19 protein-coding genes are annotated in these 16,483 nt (G+C 73.3%); 7 read left to right on the top strand and 12 right to left on the bottom strand.

Annotated features, from left to right (window positions below):
- Positions 1–163: 163 nt before the first annotated feature.
- From ACZ7H1_RS12715 to sigE, 5 genes are all read right to left on the bottom strand, one after another.
- Positions 164–1,003: a hypothetical protein gene (locus ACZ7H1_RS12715; RefSeq protein WP_470786097.1), complete on the bottom strand. Its 840-nt coding sequence runs from the start codon at positions 1,001–1,003 to the stop codon at positions 164–166.
- Between the two features lie 116 nt (positions 1,004–1,119).
- Entirely contained in the window at positions 1,120–1,554 is a 435-nt protein-coding gene (locus tag ACZ7H1_RS12710; RefSeq protein WP_470786095.1) for a sec-independent translocase, read from the bottom strand.
- Positions 1,555–1,668: 114 nt separating this feature from the next.
- Positions 1,669–3,108, bottom strand: coding sequence for a S1C family serine protease (locus ACZ7H1_RS12705; protein WP_470786093.1), 1,440 nt, complete (start codon positions 3,106–3,108; stop codon positions 1,669–1,671).
- 152 nt (positions 3,109–3,260) lie between these two features.
- On the bottom strand, positions 3,261–3,977 hold the full coding sequence (locus tag ACZ7H1_RS12700; protein ID WP_470786091.1) for an anti-sigma factor family protein: 717 nt from the start codon (positions 3,975–3,977) through the stop codon (positions 3,261–3,263).
- Positions 3,974–4,738, bottom strand: coding sequence for an RNA polymerase sigma factor SigE (gene sigE, locus ACZ7H1_RS12695; protein ID WP_470786089.1), 765 nt, complete (start codon positions 4,736–4,738; stop codon positions 3,974–3,976). The genes ACZ7H1_RS12700 and sigE overlap by 4 nt, the downstream gene beginning before the upstream one ends.
- A gap of 144 nt (positions 4,739–4,882) precedes the next feature.
- Between sigE and ACZ7H1_RS12690 the strand changes: the two genes are divergently transcribed.
- A complete protein-coding gene (locus ACZ7H1_RS12690) occupies positions 4,883–5,545 on the top strand; it encodes an O-methyltransferase (protein ID WP_470786087.1) in 663 nt (220 codons plus the stop codon).
- Positions 5,546–5,680: 135 nt separating this feature from the next.
- On the opposite strand, the gene ACZ7H1_RS12685 is transcribed toward ACZ7H1_RS12690, so the two are convergent.
- Positions 5,681–5,848: a DUF3117 domain-containing protein gene (locus ACZ7H1_RS12685; protein WP_226735082.1), complete on the bottom strand. Its 168-nt coding sequence runs from the start codon at positions 5,846–5,848 to the stop codon at positions 5,681–5,683.
- A gap of 331 nt (positions 5,849–6,179) precedes the next feature.
- On the opposite strand from ACZ7H1_RS12685, the gene chcB reads away from it, so the two are divergent.
- Entirely contained in the window at positions 6,180–6,980 is an 801-nt protein-coding gene (chcB, locus tag ACZ7H1_RS12680; protein WP_470786085.1) for a 2-cyclohexenylcarbonyl CoA isomerase, read from the top strand.
- A gap of 41 nt (positions 6,981–7,021) precedes the next feature.
- On the opposite strand, the gene ACZ7H1_RS12675 is transcribed toward chcB, so the two are convergent.
- Positions 7,022–7,600: a DNA-3-methyladenine glycosylase I gene (locus tag ACZ7H1_RS12675; protein WP_470786084.1), complete on the bottom strand. Its 579-nt coding sequence runs from the start codon at positions 7,598–7,600 to the stop codon at positions 7,022–7,024.
- A complete protein-coding gene (locus ACZ7H1_RS12670) occupies positions 7,597–8,004 on the bottom strand; it encodes a DivIVA domain-containing protein (protein ID WP_470786082.1) in 408 nt (135 codons plus the stop codon). Before ACZ7H1_RS12670 ends, ACZ7H1_RS12675 begins: the two co-directional genes overlap by 4 nt.
- A gap of 124 nt (positions 8,005–8,128) precedes the next feature.
- Here ACZ7H1_RS12670 and folP point away from each other — a divergent pair, with 124 nt between their 5' ends.
- Positions 8,129–8,989, top strand: a complete 861-nt coding sequence (gene folP / locus ACZ7H1_RS12665; RefSeq protein ID WP_470786081.1) for a dihydropteroate synthase — start codon at positions 8,129–8,131, stop codon at positions 8,987–8,989.
- A gap of 22 nt (positions 8,990–9,011) precedes the next feature.
- Here the strand turns inward: folP and ACZ7H1_RS12660 are convergent, their stop codons facing one another.
- Positions 9,012–9,767, bottom strand: coding sequence for an LOG family protein (locus tag ACZ7H1_RS12660; protein ID WP_470786079.1), 756 nt, complete (start codon positions 9,765–9,767; stop codon positions 9,012–9,014).
- Between the two features lie 65 nt (positions 9,768–9,832).
- Positions 9,833–10,912 carry a succinyl-diaminopimelate desuccinylase gene (gene dapE, locus ACZ7H1_RS12655; RefSeq protein ID WP_470786078.1) on the bottom strand — a complete coding sequence of 360 codons (1,080 nt, stop codon included), beginning with the start codon at positions 10,910–10,912 and terminating at the stop codon, positions 9,833–9,835.
- A gap of 86 nt (positions 10,913–10,998) precedes the next feature.
- Here dapE and ACZ7H1_RS12650 point away from each other — a divergent pair, with 86 nt between their 5' ends.
- Together ACZ7H1_RS12650 and ACZ7H1_RS12645 are read left to right on the top strand one after the other, a co-directional pair.
- The gene (locus ACZ7H1_RS12650) at positions 10,999–11,931 is read left to right on the top strand and encodes a VldE C-terminal domain-containing protein (protein ID WP_470786077.1); all 933 of its coding nucleotides are present in this window, start codon (positions 10,999–11,001) and stop codon (positions 11,929–11,931) included.
- Between the two features lie 308 nt (positions 11,932–12,239).
- The gene (locus tag ACZ7H1_RS12645) at positions 12,240–12,728 is read left to right on the top strand and encodes an ATP-binding protein (RefSeq protein WP_470786075.1); all 489 of its coding nucleotides are present in this window, start codon (positions 12,240–12,242) and stop codon (positions 12,726–12,728) included.
- A 134-nt stretch (positions 12,729–12,862) separates the two neighbouring features.
- Here the strand turns inward: ACZ7H1_RS12645 and dapC are convergent, their stop codons facing one another.
- A complete protein-coding gene (gene dapC / locus ACZ7H1_RS12640) occupies positions 12,863–13,957 on the bottom strand; it encodes a succinyldiaminopimelate transaminase (protein WP_470786073.1) in 1,095 nt (364 codons plus the stop codon).
- Positions 13,958–14,056: 99 nt separating this feature from the next.
- Positions 14,057–14,386, bottom strand: coding sequence for a ferredoxin (gene fdxA / locus ACZ7H1_RS12635; RefSeq protein WP_226735074.1), 330 nt, complete (start codon positions 14,384–14,386; stop codon positions 14,057–14,059).
- Positions 14,387–14,503: 117 nt separating this feature from the next.
- On the opposite strand from fdxA, the gene ACZ7H1_RS12630 reads away from it, so the two are divergent.
- Together ACZ7H1_RS12630 and ACZ7H1_RS12625 are read left to right on the top strand one after the other, a co-directional pair.
- Positions 14,504–15,508 (top strand): GNAT family N-acetyltransferase, encoded by a 1,005-nt coding sequence (locus tag ACZ7H1_RS12630; protein WP_470786071.1) that lies wholly within the window; start codon positions 14,504–14,506, stop codon positions 15,506–15,508.
- Positions 15,505–16,329 carry a transglutaminase family protein gene (locus ACZ7H1_RS12625; protein ID WP_470786069.1) on the top strand — a complete coding sequence of 275 codons (825 nt, stop codon included), beginning with the start codon at positions 15,505–15,507 and terminating at the stop codon, positions 16,327–16,329. The genes ACZ7H1_RS12630 and ACZ7H1_RS12625 overlap by 4 nt, the downstream gene beginning before the upstream one ends.
- Positions 16,330–16,483: the final 154 nt, after the last annotated feature.

Here is a 16,483-nt window from a genome sequence, read left to right as displayed (position 1 = left end):
TGGGGGGGGGGTGGGGTGGGACACCCCCCCGAGAAAGGGTTTGGGGGTGTGGGGGGTTCGGGGGGTGTCGGAGGGCCGACGGGGGGCCCCCCCCCCCCCCCTCCCCCCCCGCCCCCTTCGCGTAGCCGCCGACCGCCGACCGGCGTCAGGCGTCCTTCACGCGTCAGGCGTACGCCGTGATGTCCCGGACCACCGAGAAGGCGAGTCCGTACGCGCTCATGCCCCGGCCGTACGCCCCGAGGTGGACGCCCTCGTGCGTCGAGCCCGCCAGCACCCAGCCGAACTCGGACTCGCGGTAGTGGAACGGCGTGGGGACCCCGTCGACGGGCAGGGACAGCGAGGACCAGTCGGGTCCGTCGAGGTCGTCGGCGAGCTCCCAGGCCGTCTCGGTCTGCTGGTCGAGCCAGTCGCTGCGCAGGCCGTGGTCCATCTGGCCGGGCCAGGTGAAGGCCAGCAGCCCGGACCCGGCCAGCCAGGCCGCCGAGGACACCGAGGTGGCCTCCAGGACGCCGGTGCCGTCCCCGCTGCGCCGGTTGGGGTTGCTGGCGACGGTGATCACGACGGCGAACCGTTCGCGTTCGGCTCCGGTCGCCTCGCTGCGTACCGTCGGCTCGTCGCCGTGACCCACCGAGCCGTGCTCGACGGTGCCGTCCGCGGCCGTGCCGACCTGCATCAGCCAGCGGGGGCCCGTGAAGGCCCCGTCCAGCCCGTACCAGGGGAACCCGGCGCGCAGGTAGCCCTCGGCGGTGCGCCGGGCCGCGGGAACGGCCGGCGCGTCCGTATGGGCCTGCCGTGGCGCCTGCGGATGCCCTTCCGGTTCCGCGGCAGCCGTGCCCGGTTCCTCCTGGGCGGGTGCCTGAGCCTGTCCGGCCGCCTCGACCGCCTCGACCGGCTCGGCCGCTTCCGCCTGCGCGGCCGCCTCGGCCGCAGCCGCATCGGCCTGCGCGGTGGTCTCGGCCGGCTGCAGTCCCGGCTGAACTCCTACCCGGCTCGTCGTCTCCATCAGTCCGGCCGCCTCTCGTTCCGTGGGGTCCGGAGTGGCCCGCCCCCCTCGGGCGTCCTGGATCCGGACAGATGGAGGATAGCCATCTCGAACCGGTGCGCCCGGAAGGCGAGGAATCAGGTGGCGTCGATGTCGAAGCGGGCGCGCTCCTCGCGGGCGGGCTGCGCGGGCTTCTTGGTGAGGTCGGGGCCGCCTGCCGCGGAGCCGCCGGCGGGCAGGGCGGACTCGGGCCCGGTGCCGTTGACGGCATCGGCGACGTCGTTCATCTCCTTGCGCAGGTCGAGACTGCTGCGGATCTCCTTGAGGTCCTCGTTCTCGGTGAGCTGCTTGCGGATGAACGTCTTGGGGTTCAGGTCCTCGAACTCGAAGTCCTTGAACTCCGGGCCCAGTTCGGAGCGGATGTCGTGCTTGGCGCTGTCCGAGAACTCGCGGACCTTGCGGATGAACCGGCTCACGTCCTGGACGACCTTGGGAAGCTTCTCCGGGCCGAAGATGAGCACAGCGAGCACGACGAGCGTCAGCAGCTCGAGTGCGCCTATGTCAGTGAACACCTTGCCGCTCCTTGCTTCCTGCGGGTCTCTTGCCTGCGGGCTCCGACAACGGTACCCGGCGCCTGTCGGAGGTCGGTACCTCCCCGTACTCCCCGCACGGGTTTCACCCGGGCGTCACGAGCCGTTCGCCGAGCCGAGGACGAGCTTCACGGCTCGCTCCCGGCCGCCGCGGACCACCGTCAGGGTCAGCGGGTCCCCGGGCCGCTGGGCGCGGATCTTGACGATGAGCTCCTCCGGGCCGTGGACGCGGGTGCCGTCGACCCGGGTGATGACGTCGCCCGGACGGATGCCCGCCTTGGCGGCGGGGCCGCCGGGGGTGACGGGCGGCTTGCCGTCGGTGCCCTTGTCCGTGCCGACGCGGGCGCCGTCGCCGGCGTAGTCCATGTCGAGGGTGACGCCGATGACGGGGTGGGTGGCGGTGCCGTTGTTGATCAGTTCCTCGGCCACCCGCCGGCCCTGGTTGACGGGGATGGCGAAGCCGAGGCCGATGCTGCCGGGCCGGCGGGCGCCGGAGCCCTTCTCCTCCTCGCCGGAGCCGTCGTCGGCGGAGCGGATGGCGCTGTTGATGCCGATGACCCGGCCCCTGGCGTCGAGGAGGGGGCCGCCGGAGTTGCCGGGGTTGATGGGGGCGTCGGTCTGGAGGGCGTCGACGTAGCTGATGTCGCTGCCGTCCTCGGCCTCGCCGCCCGCGGTGATCGGGCGCTCCTTGGCACTGATGATCCCGGCGGTCACGGTGTTGGAGAGGTCGAAGGGCGCGCCGATGGCGACGACGGGGTCGCCGACGCGGACCCGGTCGGAGTTGCCGAGGGGCAGCGGGCGCAGGCCCTTGACGCCGGAGACCTTGACCACGGCGAGGTCGTAGCCGGCGTCGCGGCCGACGATCCTGGCCGCGGCCGTCTCGCCGCCGCTGAAGGTGACCGTTATCCGGCCCGCCTTCGCTGCCGTGTCGACGACGTGGTTGTTGGTGAGGATGTGGCCCTTTGAGTCCAGGACGAAGCCGGTCCCGGTGCCGCCGCCACCGCCGCCCTCGACGTGCAGGGTGACGACGCCGGGGAGGGCCCGTGCGGCGATGCCGGCCACGCCCTGCGGGCCTTCGCCACCGCGGTTCGCACCGTCGCCGGTGCTGTCGTCCCCACCGTCGGAGAGTTCGAGGGTGGTGGAGCCGGTCCGTTCCAGGTACACCCCGATGCCGCCGCCGGCCCCGCCGACCAGGAGGGCGAGGAGCACGGCTCCGGCGACGAGCCCGGCGCGCCGGGGGCGGCGGTGGCGGGTGTCGGCGTCGACGAGCTGGAGCGGCGCGGCCCAGGGGTCGTAGCGGGAGGCGGGTACGGACGCGCCGGCCGGAGCGGGCGGCTGCGGGAGCGCGCGGGGTGCGGGACGGCTCCACCACCGGGGTCCGGCGGGCTCCTGTGCCGCGGACCCGGACTCCCCCTGACCGGCTGCGGGGGCGGGCGCGGGTACGGGTGCGGTCACCGGCACGGGACTGCTCCACCACCGGGGCGAGCGGGGGCCGGGCACGGACGCCGCCGTATCGCTCGGACGACCGTCGTTCATGTGCACTCCCCCGCGGCTCCACGCGCGCCTCGCCCGACGCTCTCGCCGAGGATTCAACCAGGTCTCCCGCGCGGCCGTCAGTACGCGCCTCCCGGGCCCGCACCGCGGGGGTGCCGCCCGGCGTACTGCCGGGGCGGCACCCCCGCGGGGTGTCAGCGGGCGGCGGGGGTCGCCGGGACCTTCACCGGGGGGAGCTGGGCCGGGTACGGGCCCAGCGGGTGGGATCCGGTGGCCGTGGCCAGACCGCGCGGGACGTGGCCGGTGGGCGTCGGTGCGCTCAGCCGTCCCGGGCGCCCGACGCTCTCGGCGACGGAGAGGGCCCCGGAGCCCGTGCCCGTGCGCGTCGCCGGGGTCACGGCCGTGCCGCCCTCGCCGCGGGCGTTGGGATCCACCGCCCCCTCCAGCGGCAGCGCGCCGCCCAGGGCGATCGCGGCCAGCGAGACCGCGCCCGCCGCGACGAAGGCGAACCTCCGGCCGCGGGCGTGGCCGTGCACGGGTCTGGCGACGTCGTGTATCCGGAAGCCCCGCTCGGGCTCGGCGGGCGGCGGGGGGACGTACCCGAAGGAGTCGGGACCGCCGACCCCGAAGACGCCGCTCCCGAACGGTCCGCCGGACGGACCCGTGCCCGGGTCCCCGCCCGGCAGGCCCTGGAGGCGTGCCAGCAGCCCTTCCGAGGGAGGCGGCGGCGCCGTCTCCACGAAGAGGGTCTTCAGCCGGCGCTGGGCGTCGGCTTCGGCCTTGCAGCGCGCGCAGGTGGCCAGGTGCGCCAGCACCCGCTCCCGCGCGTCATGGCTCAGTTCTCCGTCGACCAGGGCGGCGAGCCGGTCGCCCAGGTGGTGTTCCGCTGCGGACGGACTGACTCCGCTCACTCCGCTCCGCCCTCTCCCCCCACGGCCGCGCCCGCCAGCGCACGCTGCTCCGCACGGGCCTCGGGCGACCGGTGCTTGAGCGCCTTGCGCAGGTGCGAGCGGCCTCGGTGGATACGGCTGCGCACGGTGCCGAGCTTGACGCCGAGCGTCGCGGCGATTTCCTCGTACGACAGCCCCTCGATGTCGCACAGCACGACCGCGGCACGGAACTCCGGCGCCAGGGTGTCCAGCGCCTGCTGGACGTCCGCGTCGAAGTGGGTGTCGTGCAGCACCTGCTGGGGCGACGGCTCGCGGCTGGGCAGCCGCTCGGCGGCGTCGTCGGCGAGCGCATCGAAGCGGATCCGCTGCTTGCGGCGGACCATGTCGAGGAAGAGGTTGGTGGTGATCCGGTGCAGCCAGCCCTCGAACGTGCCGGGCGTGTACGTGGACAGCGAGCGGAACACCCGGACGAAGACCTCCTGCGTGAGGTCCTCGGCATCGTGCTGGTTGCCCGTGAGCCGGTAGGCCAGGCGGTAGACCCGTGCACTGTGCGTGCTGACGATGTCCTCCCACGAGGGAGGGGTCCACGCCTGCGGGCCCGCATCTGCGGCAAAGGTCGCGGTGGTTGCGGTGGCGGTGGTGTGGAAACGGTCAGCAGTGTCAGTCACGGATTTCGGCTCACCCGCCGACCTGAAGAGGCGTCGGAAGACTCCTCCACGATCCACAGGCGCAGCCGCACCTCCCCTGTCGGCTCTGGTGGTGTCCAGTGGAGCCCCTACCATAGCCACCCCGTCCGTCAGCTCTGGATAAGCATTTTTGCGCGAACTTTGCACGGGCCGCCCGGAAGGTCCCCGGAACAGCCCCTCACGCACTCACAACGCCCGGTCCCATCTGCGGGTTCCCGCAGCCAACGGATACAGTCACCGTTGCGCCAACTAAGGGGACAGGAGAGGGTCATTACCGGCAACCGGCAGACGAGCTGGGCGTTCGCCGACGCGTTTGTCGCCGAGGACGACGCTCTGCGGTGGGCCCGCGACCGGGCGAGGGAAGCGGGCCTGCGCTCGGTGTCCCCCGGCACCGGCGCCGCGCTGCGCCTGCTCGCCGCCACCGCCGACGCGAAAGCGGTCGCCGAGATCGGTACCGGCACGGGCGTCTCGGGCATCCACCTGCTGCACGGCATGCGGCCGGACGGGGTGCTGACCACCGTGGACCCGGAGGCCGACCGCCAGGCCTTCGCCCGCCAGGCCTTCCGGGCCGCGGGCTTCGCCGGGAACCGCGCGCGCTTCATCCCCGGCCGGGCGCTCGACGTCCTGCCGCGGCTCGCGGACGGCGGCTACGACCTCGTCTTCTGCGACGGGGACCCGACCGAGTCCCTCGACTACCTCGCTGAATCGTTGCGCCTGCTGCGACCAGGGGGGCTCGTGTGCTTCGAGGGGGTCTTCGCGGACGGCCGCACGGTCGACTCGGCCGCGCAGCCCGTGGAGGTGCTGCGGGTTCGGGAGCTGTTGCGGACGGTGCGCGAGACCCCGGCCCTGCAGGCGGCGCTGCTGCCGGTGGGCGACGGCCTGCTGTGTGCAGTGCGCCGCTGACCCGTGCGCCGCTGACCCGTCCACGGTGCGGCGGGCGCCGGGACGGCACGGGCAGGGGTCACGGCCCCGGACACGCCGATGCCCCGGCCGCCACTGGGGCGGCCGGGGCATCGGGAAAACCCTGGGTGCGGTGCGTCAGCCGACGACGTTCTTGAGGGCGTCTGCGAGAGCACCGGCCTCGTCCGGAGTCAGCTCGACGACAAGCCGACCGCCGCCTTCGAGCGGTACGCGCATGACGATGCCCCGCCCCTCCTTGGTGACCTCGAGCGGGCCGTCGCCCGTCCGCGGCTTCATGGCCGCCATGCTCGTTCCCCTTCCTGAAACCAGCTCATCGTCAGCCGACGGCCCCATTCAGGCGCCTAGTACCCGGCATCGAACACATTGCTTCCAGGCCATTATCCCGCATGTCAGGACCCGATGACCAACATCAGCAGGGAACGCTTGCGCAACGCGCTTGGCCAAAACCACTCATTTCGGGGATCCGCCTGCGATACTTCGCCGCCGCACGCGAGGGTGGCCGGACGGATTCTTTGACGCATGTCACATGTCCCCCCACGGCCCGGTCCGCCATGCTGGCCTCTGTACCGGCCAGTACCGATAGCTGGCCGGGTCCGCGACGGAGGGGACCCCTGCCATGGCCGACACCGTGCTCTACGAAGTGACCGACGGGCTCGCGACGATCACGATCAACCGCCCCGATGCGATGAACGCGATGAACACCGAGGCGAAGGTCGCCCTGCGCGACGCCCTGCTCGCGGCCGGCTCCGACCAGGCCGTGCGCGCGGTGCTGCTCACCGCCGCCGGCCGCGCCTTCTGCGTGGGACAGGACCTCAAGGAGCACGTCGGGAACCTCGCCTCGGACCGCGAGCACGGCACGTCCCTCACCATGAACACGGTCCGTGAGCACTACAACCCGATCGTGCGGGCGATCACGGAGATGCCCAAGCCGGTCGTGGCCGGGGTCAACGGCGTCGCGGCGGGCGCGGGCTTCGGCCTCGCGCTGGCGGCGGACTACCGGGTGGTCTCCGAGGGCGCCTCCTTCAACACGTCGTTCGCCGGGGTCGCGCTGACCGCCGACTCGGGCGTCTCCTGGACGCTGCCCCGCCTGATCGGCGCCTCCCGCGCCGCCGACCTGCTGTACTTCCCCCGGAACGTATCCGCCCGGGACGCGTACGAGCTCGGCATCGCGAACCGGCTCGTGCCCGCGGACGACCTGGCCGAAGAGGCCGCGAAGGTGGCGCGCAAGCTGGCTTCCGGACCGACGCTGGCCTACGCCGCGATCAAGGAGTCGCTGGCCTTCGGCGCCTCGCACCCGCTCGCCGCCGCACTGGAGAAGGAGGACGAGCTGCAGACCCGCGCCGGGTCCTCCGAGGACCACGCGATCGCCGTCTCGGCCTTCCTCGCCAAGCAGCAGCCGGAGTTCCTGGGCCGCTGACCCGCCTCCCGAGGTCTGCCGGCGGCGGTGGAGGCGGTGCTTCACCGCCGCCGGGAGGCGCAGGCCGCGAGGTGGTCGTCGACCAGTCCGCACGCCTGCATGAGCGCGTACGCCGTCGTCGGCCCCACGAAGCGGATGCCGGCCTTCTTCAGGGCCTTCGCCAGCGCCGTGGACTCCGGAGTCACGGCCGGTACGTCGCCCAGGGACCGCGGCGCGGGCCGGGCCCCGGCCGGCGCGAAGGACCAGATCAGGGCGTCCAGCTCGCCGGGCTCCCACCCGGCCAGCACCTTGGCGTTGGCGAGCGTCGCCGCGATCTTCGCGCGGTTGCGGATGATGCCGGTGTCGGCGAGCAGCCGCTCCTCGTCCGCCGCGCCGAACTCCGCGACCGCCGCGATCCCGAAGCCGGCGAAGGCCTTCCGGAAGCCCTCGCGCCGCCGCAGGATCGTCAGCCAGGACAGCCCCGACTGGAAGGCCTCCAGGCACAGCCGCTCGTACAGCGCGTCGTCGCCGTGGACCGGCCGCCCCCACTCCTCGTCGTGGTAGGCGGTGTACTCCTCCGTCGCCAGGGCCCACGGGCAGCGCAGCAGTCCGTCCGGCCCGGCGGCCGCTCCCCCGCTCACGCGCGCGGCTCGTCGCGCGGGAAGCCCTGCCCGGGGTCGCCCGGGAGGCCCTGACCGGGGTCGTGGGGGGCGGGGCGCTTGAAGAGGTCCGGGCCGGACACCTCGGCCGCCCGCGCGCCCGCCAGGGCGGCCTGGAGCTCCGCGATCCGCGCGTCCCGCTCGGCGAGCTCGGCGCCGAGCCGCTGGAGCACGTCGTCGACCTCCGCCATCCGGTAGCCGCGGGGCGCCACGGGCAGCCGCAATGCGTCCATGTCGGCGCGCGATACGGGCCGTACCTGCGGCAGCGTGTCCGCGAGCACCTCCGGCTCCGCCTCCGGGAGCACGGCCTCCTCGCCTCCGCCCACCACGGCAAGCGTGACCGCGGCGACGACCACGACCAGCGCGATCAGCAAGAACCAGAACACGATCAACCAACTCCCGGGGGCACCTGAAGACTGTCCGGCACGATCGTGCCATGCCGCCCGGCGACGAGGGGGACCGTCCCGGCCCGTTAAGGTCGCAGACGGACGATCAGAGAGGAAACACGGGATGCTGCGGCTGGGCAGGCGCGAGTTCGGGACCCACGAGCCGGTGATCATGGCCATCGTCAACCGGACCCCGGACTCCTTCTACGACCAGGGCGCGACCTTCCGCGACGAACCCGCCCTGGACCGGGTCGAGCAGGCGGTCGCCGAGGGCGCCGCGATCATCGACATCGGCGGGGTCAAGGCGGGGCCGGGCGAGGAGGTCGACGCGGCCGAGGAGGCCCGTCGTACGGTCGGCTTCGTGGCCGAGGTCCGCCGCCGCCACCCCGACGTCGTGATCAGCGTGGACACCTGGCGCCACGAGGTCGGCGAGGCCGTGTGCGAGGCCGGGGCCGACCTGCTGAACGACGCGTGGGGCGGGGTGGACCCCCGGCTCGCCGAGGTCGCGGCGCGCTACGGCGCCGGGCTCGTGTGCACCCACGCAGGCGGTGTGGAGCCGCGTACCCGGCCGCACCGGACGGCGTACGACGACGTGATGGCGGACATCCTGCGGGTCACGGTCGGCCTGGCCGAGCGGGCCGCGGGCCTCGGCGTCCGGCGGGACGCGATCCTGATCGACCCGGGCCACGACTTCGGGAAGAACACCCGGCACTCGCTGGAGGCCACCCGCCGCCTGCCCGAGATGGCGGAGACGGGCTGGCCGGTGCTGGTGTCCCTGTCCAACAAGGACTTCGTGGGCGAGACCCTCGACAAGCCCGTCAAGGAACGCCTGCTCGGCACCCTGGCCACCACTGCCGTCTCGGCCTGGCTCGGTGCCCGGGTCTACCGCGTCCACGAAGTCGCGGAGACGAAGCAGGTCCTGGACATGGTGGCGTCCATCCAGGGCCACCGGCCCCCGGCGGTCGCCCGCCGGGGGCTCGCCTAGAGACGCCCCCGGCAGCCGCCGTCTACTTCCCGACTTCCTTCGTCACCAGGGCGATCGCCTCGTCCACGTCGTCGGTGACGTGGAAGAGGAACAGGTCGCGCTCGGACGCCTTGCCCTGCGCCACCACGGTGTTCCTGAGCCAGTCGATCAGCCCGCTCCAGTACTCCGTGCCGAACAGCACGATCGGGAAGCGGGTGATCTTCTGGGTCTGGACCAGGGTCAGGGCCTCGAAGAGCTCGTCGAGCGTGCCCAGGCCGCCGGGGAGGACGACGAAGCCCTGGCTGTACTTCACGAACATCGTCTTGCGGACGAAGAAGTAGCGGAAGTTCAGCCCGAGGTCCACGTGCTGGTTCAGGCCCTGCTCGAAGGGCAGCTCGATGCCGAGGCCGACCGAGATGCCGCTCGCCTCCCGGGCGCCCTTGTTCGCCGCCTCCATCGCCCCCGGCCCGCCGCCCGTGATCACCGCGAAGCCCGCGTCGACCAGCGCGCCGCCGATCCGCACGCCCGCCTCGTACTCCGGGGAGTCCGCCGACGTGCGCGCGGAGCCGAACACGCTGATCGCGGGCGGCAGCTCCGCCAGGGTGCCGAAGCCCTCGATGAACTCGGACTGGATGCGCAGGACCCGCCAGGGATCGGTGTGCACCCACTCCGAGGGACCGGCCGAGTCCAGCAGCCGCTGGTCGGTCGTGCTGCCCGCCTGGACCTGGCTCCGCCTGCGCAGCACCGGTCCGAGCTGCTGCTCCTCGGGCTTGCGCCGCACGCTCTCGGGGTTGCCCATGATGTGCTCCCTCCTGCTGATCGTTCGGATCAGGGTAGGCACACAAGGGTGACAAGGAGGGTAATTCAGGAGGTCAGCCAGGCACGGAGTCGTTCCTCGCAGTGCAGGATCGCCTTCGTGTCGACGCGCTCGTCCCGCTTGTGCGCGAGAAGGGCGTCGCCGGGGCCGTAGTTGACGGCCGGCACGCCGAGCGAGCTGAACCGGGAGACGTCCGTCCAGCCGAACTTGGGCATCGCCCTGCCGCCGACCGCCTCCATGAAGGCGACCGCCGCGGGGTGCGAGAGCCCGGGCAGTGCGCCGCCCGAGAGGTCGTCGACGACGTACTCCTCGACTCCGCAGCCGGCGAAGACCTCCTGGACGTGCGCCAGCGCCTCCTCCTCCGTGCGGTCGGGCGCGTAGCGGAAGTTCACCGTGACCGTGCACTCGTCGGGGATGACGTTGTTGGCGACGCCGCCCTCGATCCGGACGGCGTTGAGGCCCTCGTGGTACTCCAGGCCGTCGATGACCGGCTTGCGCGGCTCGTACGCGGCGAGCCGGGCCAGGATCGGTCCGGCCGCGTGGATGGCGTTCGAGCCCATCCAACTGCGCGCGGAGTGGGCGCGCTCGCCGGTGGTCTTCAGCAGCACCCGCAGCGTGCCCTGGCAGCCGCCCTCGACCTGGGCGTTGGAGGGCTCCAGGAGGACCGCGAAGTCGCCGGTGAGCCAGTCCGGGTGGGCGTCGGCGACGTGGCCGAGGCCGTTGAGGTGCGCCGCGACCTCCTCCTGGTCGTAGAAGACGAAGGTCAGGTCGCGGTTGGGGGCGGTGACGGTGGCCGCGATCCGCAGCTGGATGGCCACGCCGGACTTCATGTCGGTGGTGCCGCAGCCCCAGAGCACGCCGTCCTCGTCGAGCCGCGAGGGCACGTTGTCCGCGATGGGAACGGTGTCGAGGTGGCCGGCGAGCACCACGCGCTCGGCGTGGCCGAGAGAGGTGCGGGCCACGACGTTGTTGCCGTACCGGTCGACGGTGAGGTGCGGCAGGGCGCGCAGCGCCTGCTCGACGGCGTCGGCGAGGTACTTCTCGTTGCCGCTCTCGGAGGGGATGTCGACGAGCCGGGCGGTCAGCTCGGCAGCGTCCAGGCTGAGGTCAAGCGCGGATTCGGGCATGACCACGACCCTAACGCGCCGCGCTGTGACGAGGGCGTGACCGTCCGGCCGATGGACGCGTCGGGTGTCTCAAGTACGGTGGCCGCGTGTCCGATCCCAGCCATCGTGCCGCCGGCCGGCCCCAGCGCCGCAGTCGCCGCCCGCTCCGTGTCACCGGGGCGGTGGCCGTGCTGCTCGCGCTCGCGGGCTACTTCGCGGTGCAGCAGGCGTCGAACGGCGGGAGCGGCGCCCCGCGCTGCACGGTCCGGGCGGCGGGCGGCGGCAGCGGGGAGGGCACGTCGTACGGAATGTCGCCGGACCAGGCCGCCAACGCCGCGACGATAGCCGCGGTCGGGACGGCGAAGGGGCTGCCGGAGCGGGCCGTGACGATCGGCCTGGCGACCGCGATGCAGGAGTCGGCGCTGCGCAACCTCGACCACGGGGACCGCGATTCGCTCGGTCTCTTCCAGCAGCGGCCCTCGCAGGGCTGGGGCACCCCGAAGCAGATCATGGACCCGGTGTACTCGGCGGGGATCTTCTACGACCGGCTGGCGGAGGTCCGCGGCTACTCGCGGCTGCCGCTGACGGTGGCCGCGCAGAGGGTGCAGCTGAGCGGTTTCCCACAGGCGTACGCCAAGCACGAGCCGGACGCCGTGCTGCTCGCGGCGGCCTTCACCGGCCGCGCACCGGCCACGCTGACCTGCACGGGCCCGGCCCCGCAGACGGCGGGCGACCCGGCGCGGGTGAAGGCGGAGCTGGCCCGGGTCTTCGGTGCGGGCGTCCGCGGAGGCGGCAGGTCCGCGCCGGCGGGCGGCGCTGCGCAGGTCAAGGACCGCGTGGTGGAGGTACCGGCGGCGACGGGCCGCAAGGGCTGGGAGCTCGCGCACTGGGCGGTCGCGAACGCCGCCCGGCTGGACCTGGCCGAGGTGGCCTACGGCGACCGGATCTGGCGGGCGGGCGAGCACAAGGGCGCCTGGCGTACGGCGGAGTCGTCGGGCCCGCGCGACCGGGTGCTCCTCACGGTGTCCGCAGGGCAGTGAGTGAGCCGTACCGGGCCCCGCACGGTCCGTCGTAAGGCCGTCGCAGCAAGGCCGCCGCGCCGCCGTCGATCACGGTCGGCCGGGTGTACGGGAGATCGCCCGGACGGGGTGGACGGGCCGGTGCGCGCCGGCGTGCCCCACCGCTCTCCAGGGGCGCAGAAGCCCTGCTCGGCGCGCATTTCATGGGCTGGTCGGCGAAACCGATAATGCGACGCGTTACCGATTCTTTACCTTTGCGGACCGCAACCTGCACCGCCCTGCGAGCGGTTGTCACGGCGTACTCAGCCAGCAACACGCTTAGGAGCATCATGTCTCTCCCCCTGACCCGCCGGATCGCCCGCGCCGCGCTGCTGCTCGCGGCGGGTGCAGCTCCCGTGGTCGGTGCGGCCGGCTCGGCGAGCGCAGCGGACCTCCAGTCCGCCCCTCAACTGGGTTCGCTGTCCGCTGTGGACAGCGCGCACCTCGGCCAGGCGGTCGACTCCGCTGCCCAGCAGACCACCACCACGGCCGGCGCGATGGGCGGCGAAGCCGTCAAGACGGGCGTCCCGGCCGTGGGCAAGGCCGGCGGCAACGCCGTGAAGAAGGGCGCCCCCACCGCCACGGAGGCCGCGGGGGACCTCACCGACAGCGCGAGCACCCTGGTCGGGGACACTGCGGCGACCACCTCCGGGGCCGGGCTGCCGACCGATGCCGTCGCCGGCGGCCTGCCTGCGGCGGGCGGTCTGCCGGACGCCACCCAGCTGCCGGCCCAGCTCCCGGCCGACCAGCTGCCGGTGAAGACCCTGCCGCTGACCTGAGCCGGGGCCTGATCCCGTACCGGGCAGCCGGCCCGGGTGCGGAGCCGTGGAACGCCGTGGGGCCCGGGAGTGCGAACTCCCGGGCCCCACGGGCACGTCCGGGCGGGACCGGCCCGCCGGCAGCTGGCCGGAGGTCAGCCGAGGCGCTTGGCCGCGGCCTCGATGCGCTCGTCCGTCGCCGTGAAGGCCACACGGACGAACTGCGCGCCGGCTTCGCCGTAGAAGTCGCCCGGCGCCACCAGGATCCCCAGCCCGGCCAGGTACTCCACCGTCTGCCAGCACGGCTCGTCCCGCGTCGCCCACAGGTACAGGCTGGCCTCGCTGTGCTCGATCCGGAAGCCGTGCGCCTCCAGGGCAGCGCGCAGCACGTCCCGGCGGGCGGCGTAGCGTGCCCGCTGCTCGTGGACGTGCGCGTCGTCGCCGAGCGCGACGGCCGTGGCGGCCTGGACGGGGGCGGGGGTCATCATCCCGCCGTGCTTGCGGATCTGGAGCAGCTCGCCGAGGACGGCGGCGTCGCCGAGCACGAACGCGGCCCGGTATCCGGCCAGGTTGGAGCGCTTGGAGAGCGAGTAGACGGCCACGAGGCCGTCGTACGAGCCGCCGCAGACGTCCGGGTGCAGCACCGAGACCGGGTCGGCCTCCCAGCCGAGTTCCAGGTAGCACTCGTCGCTGAAGACGAGGATGCCGTGCTCGCGCGCCCAGGCGACGATGCGGGCCAGTTCCGGCGCGGGCAGCACGCGGCCGGTCGGGTTCGAGGGCGAGTTCAGCCACAGCAGCTTCAGGCCCGCCGGGTCCAGCTCGGTCGGGTCGTCGTAGACCACCGGCTCCGCGCCGCACAGGCGGGCGCCGACCTCGTACGTGGGGTAGGCGAGCCGCGGGTAGGCGACCTTGTCGCCGGGGCCCAGGCCGAGCTGGGTCGGCAGCCAGGCCACGAGCTCCTTGGAGCCGACGACGGGCAGGACGTTCGCGTGCCGTACGGACTCCGCGCCGAGCCGGCGTCCGGCCCAGCCGGCGATCGCGTCGCGCAGGGCGGCCGTGCCCCACACCGTGGGGTAGCCCGGGGAGTCCGCGGCGGCGACGAGCGCCTGCTGGATCAGCTCGGGCACCGGGTCGACGGGAGTGCCGACGGACAGGTCGACGATGCCCTCCGGGTGGGCGGCAGCGGTGGCCTTGTAGGGCTCCAGCTTGTCCCAGGGGAAGACGGGGAGGCGGGACGATACGGCTGCCACGGAGCGCTGCTCACTTTCTCGGGGTGTCGGACTCGAAAGTGCCGGTAAAACACCGCGGTCCTGTACGACAGGACAGCCGTACAGGACCGGGGCGGGAAATCAGTGCTCCGGGTTGATGTCCGCCGGGAGCGCTGCGATGAAGGGGTGGTCCCGCTCGATCAGGCCGAGCTTGGAGGCTCCACCGGGCGAACCGAGCTCGTCGAAGAACTCGACGTTCGCCTTGTAGTAGTCCTTCCACTCTTCCGGAGTGTCGTCCTCGTAGAAAATGGCCTCGACCGGGCAGACCGGCTCACAGGCACCACAGTCGACGCACTCGTCCGGGTGGATGTACAAGGACCGCTGGCCCTCGTAGATACAGTCGACGGGGCATTCCTCGATGCACGCCTTGTCCTTGACGTCGACACAAGGCTGCGCGATGACGTAGGTCACGCTCTCGTTCCTCCTCGGTAGGGCTTTCCATATCGCGCGGGAGCGCGGCGTCGTCGATGCCCGCACCTAGTATCTCCGTTCCCGGGCACGATCCGAACAGGAGGGGCGTAGAGAGCTGTGGAAATCACCGCCGGTGGCCGTCTGGAAGTCCGAATCACCCGGGATGACGTGGGTAAACGCGTGTCTGTACGACGCTTGAACCCGGCTCGGGACGGGTCCGGCGTCTTCACCGACGCCGTAGGCGTTCTCACATCCTGGGACAAGGGTGTGCTGCTGATCACACGGAAGAGCGGCGAATCCGTCCGCATCCCGGAATCCGAGCTGGTCGCGGGCAAGGTCGTGCCCGCCGCGCCGGCCCGGCGGCGGGGTCCCGCGGCCGGTTTCGAGGAGCTGACGCGGATCTGTGCGCGGGCATGGCCGCCGCTGGAGAGCGAGCCGCTCGGTGCGTGGACGCTGCGCGCGGCGGACGGATTCACCCGGCGGGCCAATTCGGCGCTGCCGCTGGGCGACTCGGGCCTGCCGCTCGACGAAACACTCGCGCGAGTGAAGGCCTGGTATGCGGAACGAGACCTTCCGGCGTACGTACAGGCCGGGACCGGGGCCGAGGGCGCGCAGGAGCTGCTGTGCGCGGAGCTGGAGGCGCGCGGCTGGGTCCGCGAGGTCTCGGCGCAGGTCCGGATCGCGGCACTGGCGCCGATCGCGGACGTGCCGGACTCCGTCTCACAGGGTGGATGGCAGGTCGAGCTCTCCCGCACCTGCGACGCGGCCTGGCTGGCCCGCTACCAGCGGACCGGGACCCCGCGGCCGGCGGTGGTGCAGGTGCTGTCGTCGGGACCCTCCGTGTGGTTCGCCCGGGTCGCGGCGGGCGAGGGGACGGCGGCGATCGGACGCCTGGTCGTGGACGGCCGGTGGGCCGGTTTCGCGGCCGTCGAGGTGGCTCCGGAGTACCGCCGCCAGGGCCTGGGGACGGCCGTCATGGCGGCCCTGGCCCGGCAGGCGCTGGACGAGGGCGCCTCGGCGGCCTGGCTGCAGGTGGAGGCCGACAACGCCGCGGCGCGGGGGCTGTACGACGGGCTGGGCTTCGCCACGCACCACGCGTACCACCACTACCGCGCGGTGTGAGCGTCGTGGGTTTCCGGGACAGGTTCGCGGAGGAGGCCCGGTCGGAGCGGCCGGACCTGGCACTGCTGTGTCTGCTGCTGGCGGCGGAGGGCGATCCGGGGCTGGACGAGCGGCGCATCGACGAGGCTCAGATCGAGCTGGACCGCCTCGCGGGAATGCTCCCCTACGCCCCGGGGAGTGCGCGCGCCTGGGCCTCGGCCGTCGCCGGCCTGCTGGGCGAGCGCTGCGGGTTCCACGGCCGTCCGGCCGATTACGAACGGCTGGAGTCCTCGCTGCTGCACGAGGTGCTCAGACGGCGGCGGGGTCTGCCGATCCTGCTGTCCGTGGTGTGGATCGAGGTGGCGCGGCGGGCCGGGGCCCCCGTGTACGGGGTGGCGCTGCCCGGCCACTTCGTGGTGGGTTTCGGCGACCCGGAGGAGCGGGTGCTCGCGGATCCGTTCGCGGGCGGCCGGCCGCTGACCGGTACGGACGCGGAGCTGCTGGTGGTGGGCGCGACGGGCGCCCCGCTGGATCCCTCGCTGCTCCAGCCGGCCCGGGTGCCGGACATCGTGCAGCGGATCCTGAACAACATCCGGGCCTGGGCGGCGCCCCGCCCGGAGCACTCGGCGGTGCAGCTGTGGGCGCTGGAGCTGGCCCTGCTGATGCCCTCCCACCCGGCGCGGCTGCGCTACGAGCGGGCTCAACTGCTCGTCCAGCGCGGGGACTTCCTCCAGGGCGCCGACGAGCTGGAGGCGTACGCCGAGATCATGGCGGTGGTCGACCCGGACGCGGCCTCGTCGATGCGGCGCCAGGCCTCGGCGGCGCGGGCGATGCTGAACTGAGCGGGTCCGGCAGCGGGCCGGATCCAGTGCCGGTCCATGGCCGGATCGCGCCGCACCGACGGCGCGACCCGGCCCTTTCTCCCGCGCGGCGCCGGGCCCGGCCGGGAGGAGGGCCCGCGGACAAGACCTGCGGACACGACGGAGCCCCTGCCCG

The organism is Streptomyces sp. NPDC037401, from assembly GCF_055602345.1.
This window is presented reverse-complemented; position numbering and strand designations above follow the sequence as displayed.

Coding starts and splice junctions, on each gene's coding strand:
- ACZ7H1_RS12645 (WP_470786075.1), top strand. CDS start 12,240: ATGTCTCTCCCCCTGACCCGCCGGATCGCCCGCGCCGCGCTGCTGCTC.
- ACZ7H1_RS12660 (WP_470786079.1), bottom strand. CDS start 9,767: ATGGGCAACCCCGAGAGCGTGCGGCGCAAGCCCGAGGAGCAGCAGCTC.
- ACZ7H1_RS12705 (WP_470786093.1), bottom strand. CDS start 3,108: ATGAACGACGGTCGTCCGAGCGATACGGCGGCGTCCGTGCCCGGCCCC.
- chcB (WP_470786085.1), top strand. CDS start 6,180: ATGGCCGACACCGTGCTCTACGAAGTGACCGACGGGCTCGCGACGATC.
- folP (WP_470786081.1), top strand. CDS start 8,129: ATGCTGCGGCTGGGCAGGCGCGAGTTCGGGACCCACGAGCCGGTGATC.
- sigE (WP_470786089.1), bottom strand. CDS start 4,738: ATGGTAGGGGCTCCACTGGACACCACCAGAGCCGACAGGGGAGGTGCG.
- ACZ7H1_RS12715 (WP_470786097.1), bottom strand. CDS start 1,003: ATGGAGACGACGAGCCGGGTAGGAGTTCAGCCGGGACTGCAGCCGGCC.
- dapE (WP_470786078.1), bottom strand. CDS start 10,912: ATGCCCGAATCCGCGCTTGACCTCAGCCTGGACGCTGCCGAGCTGACC.
- ACZ7H1_RS12685 (WP_226735082.1), bottom strand. CDS start 5,848: ATGGCGGCCATGAAGCCGCGGACGGGCGACGGCCCGCTCGAGGTCACC.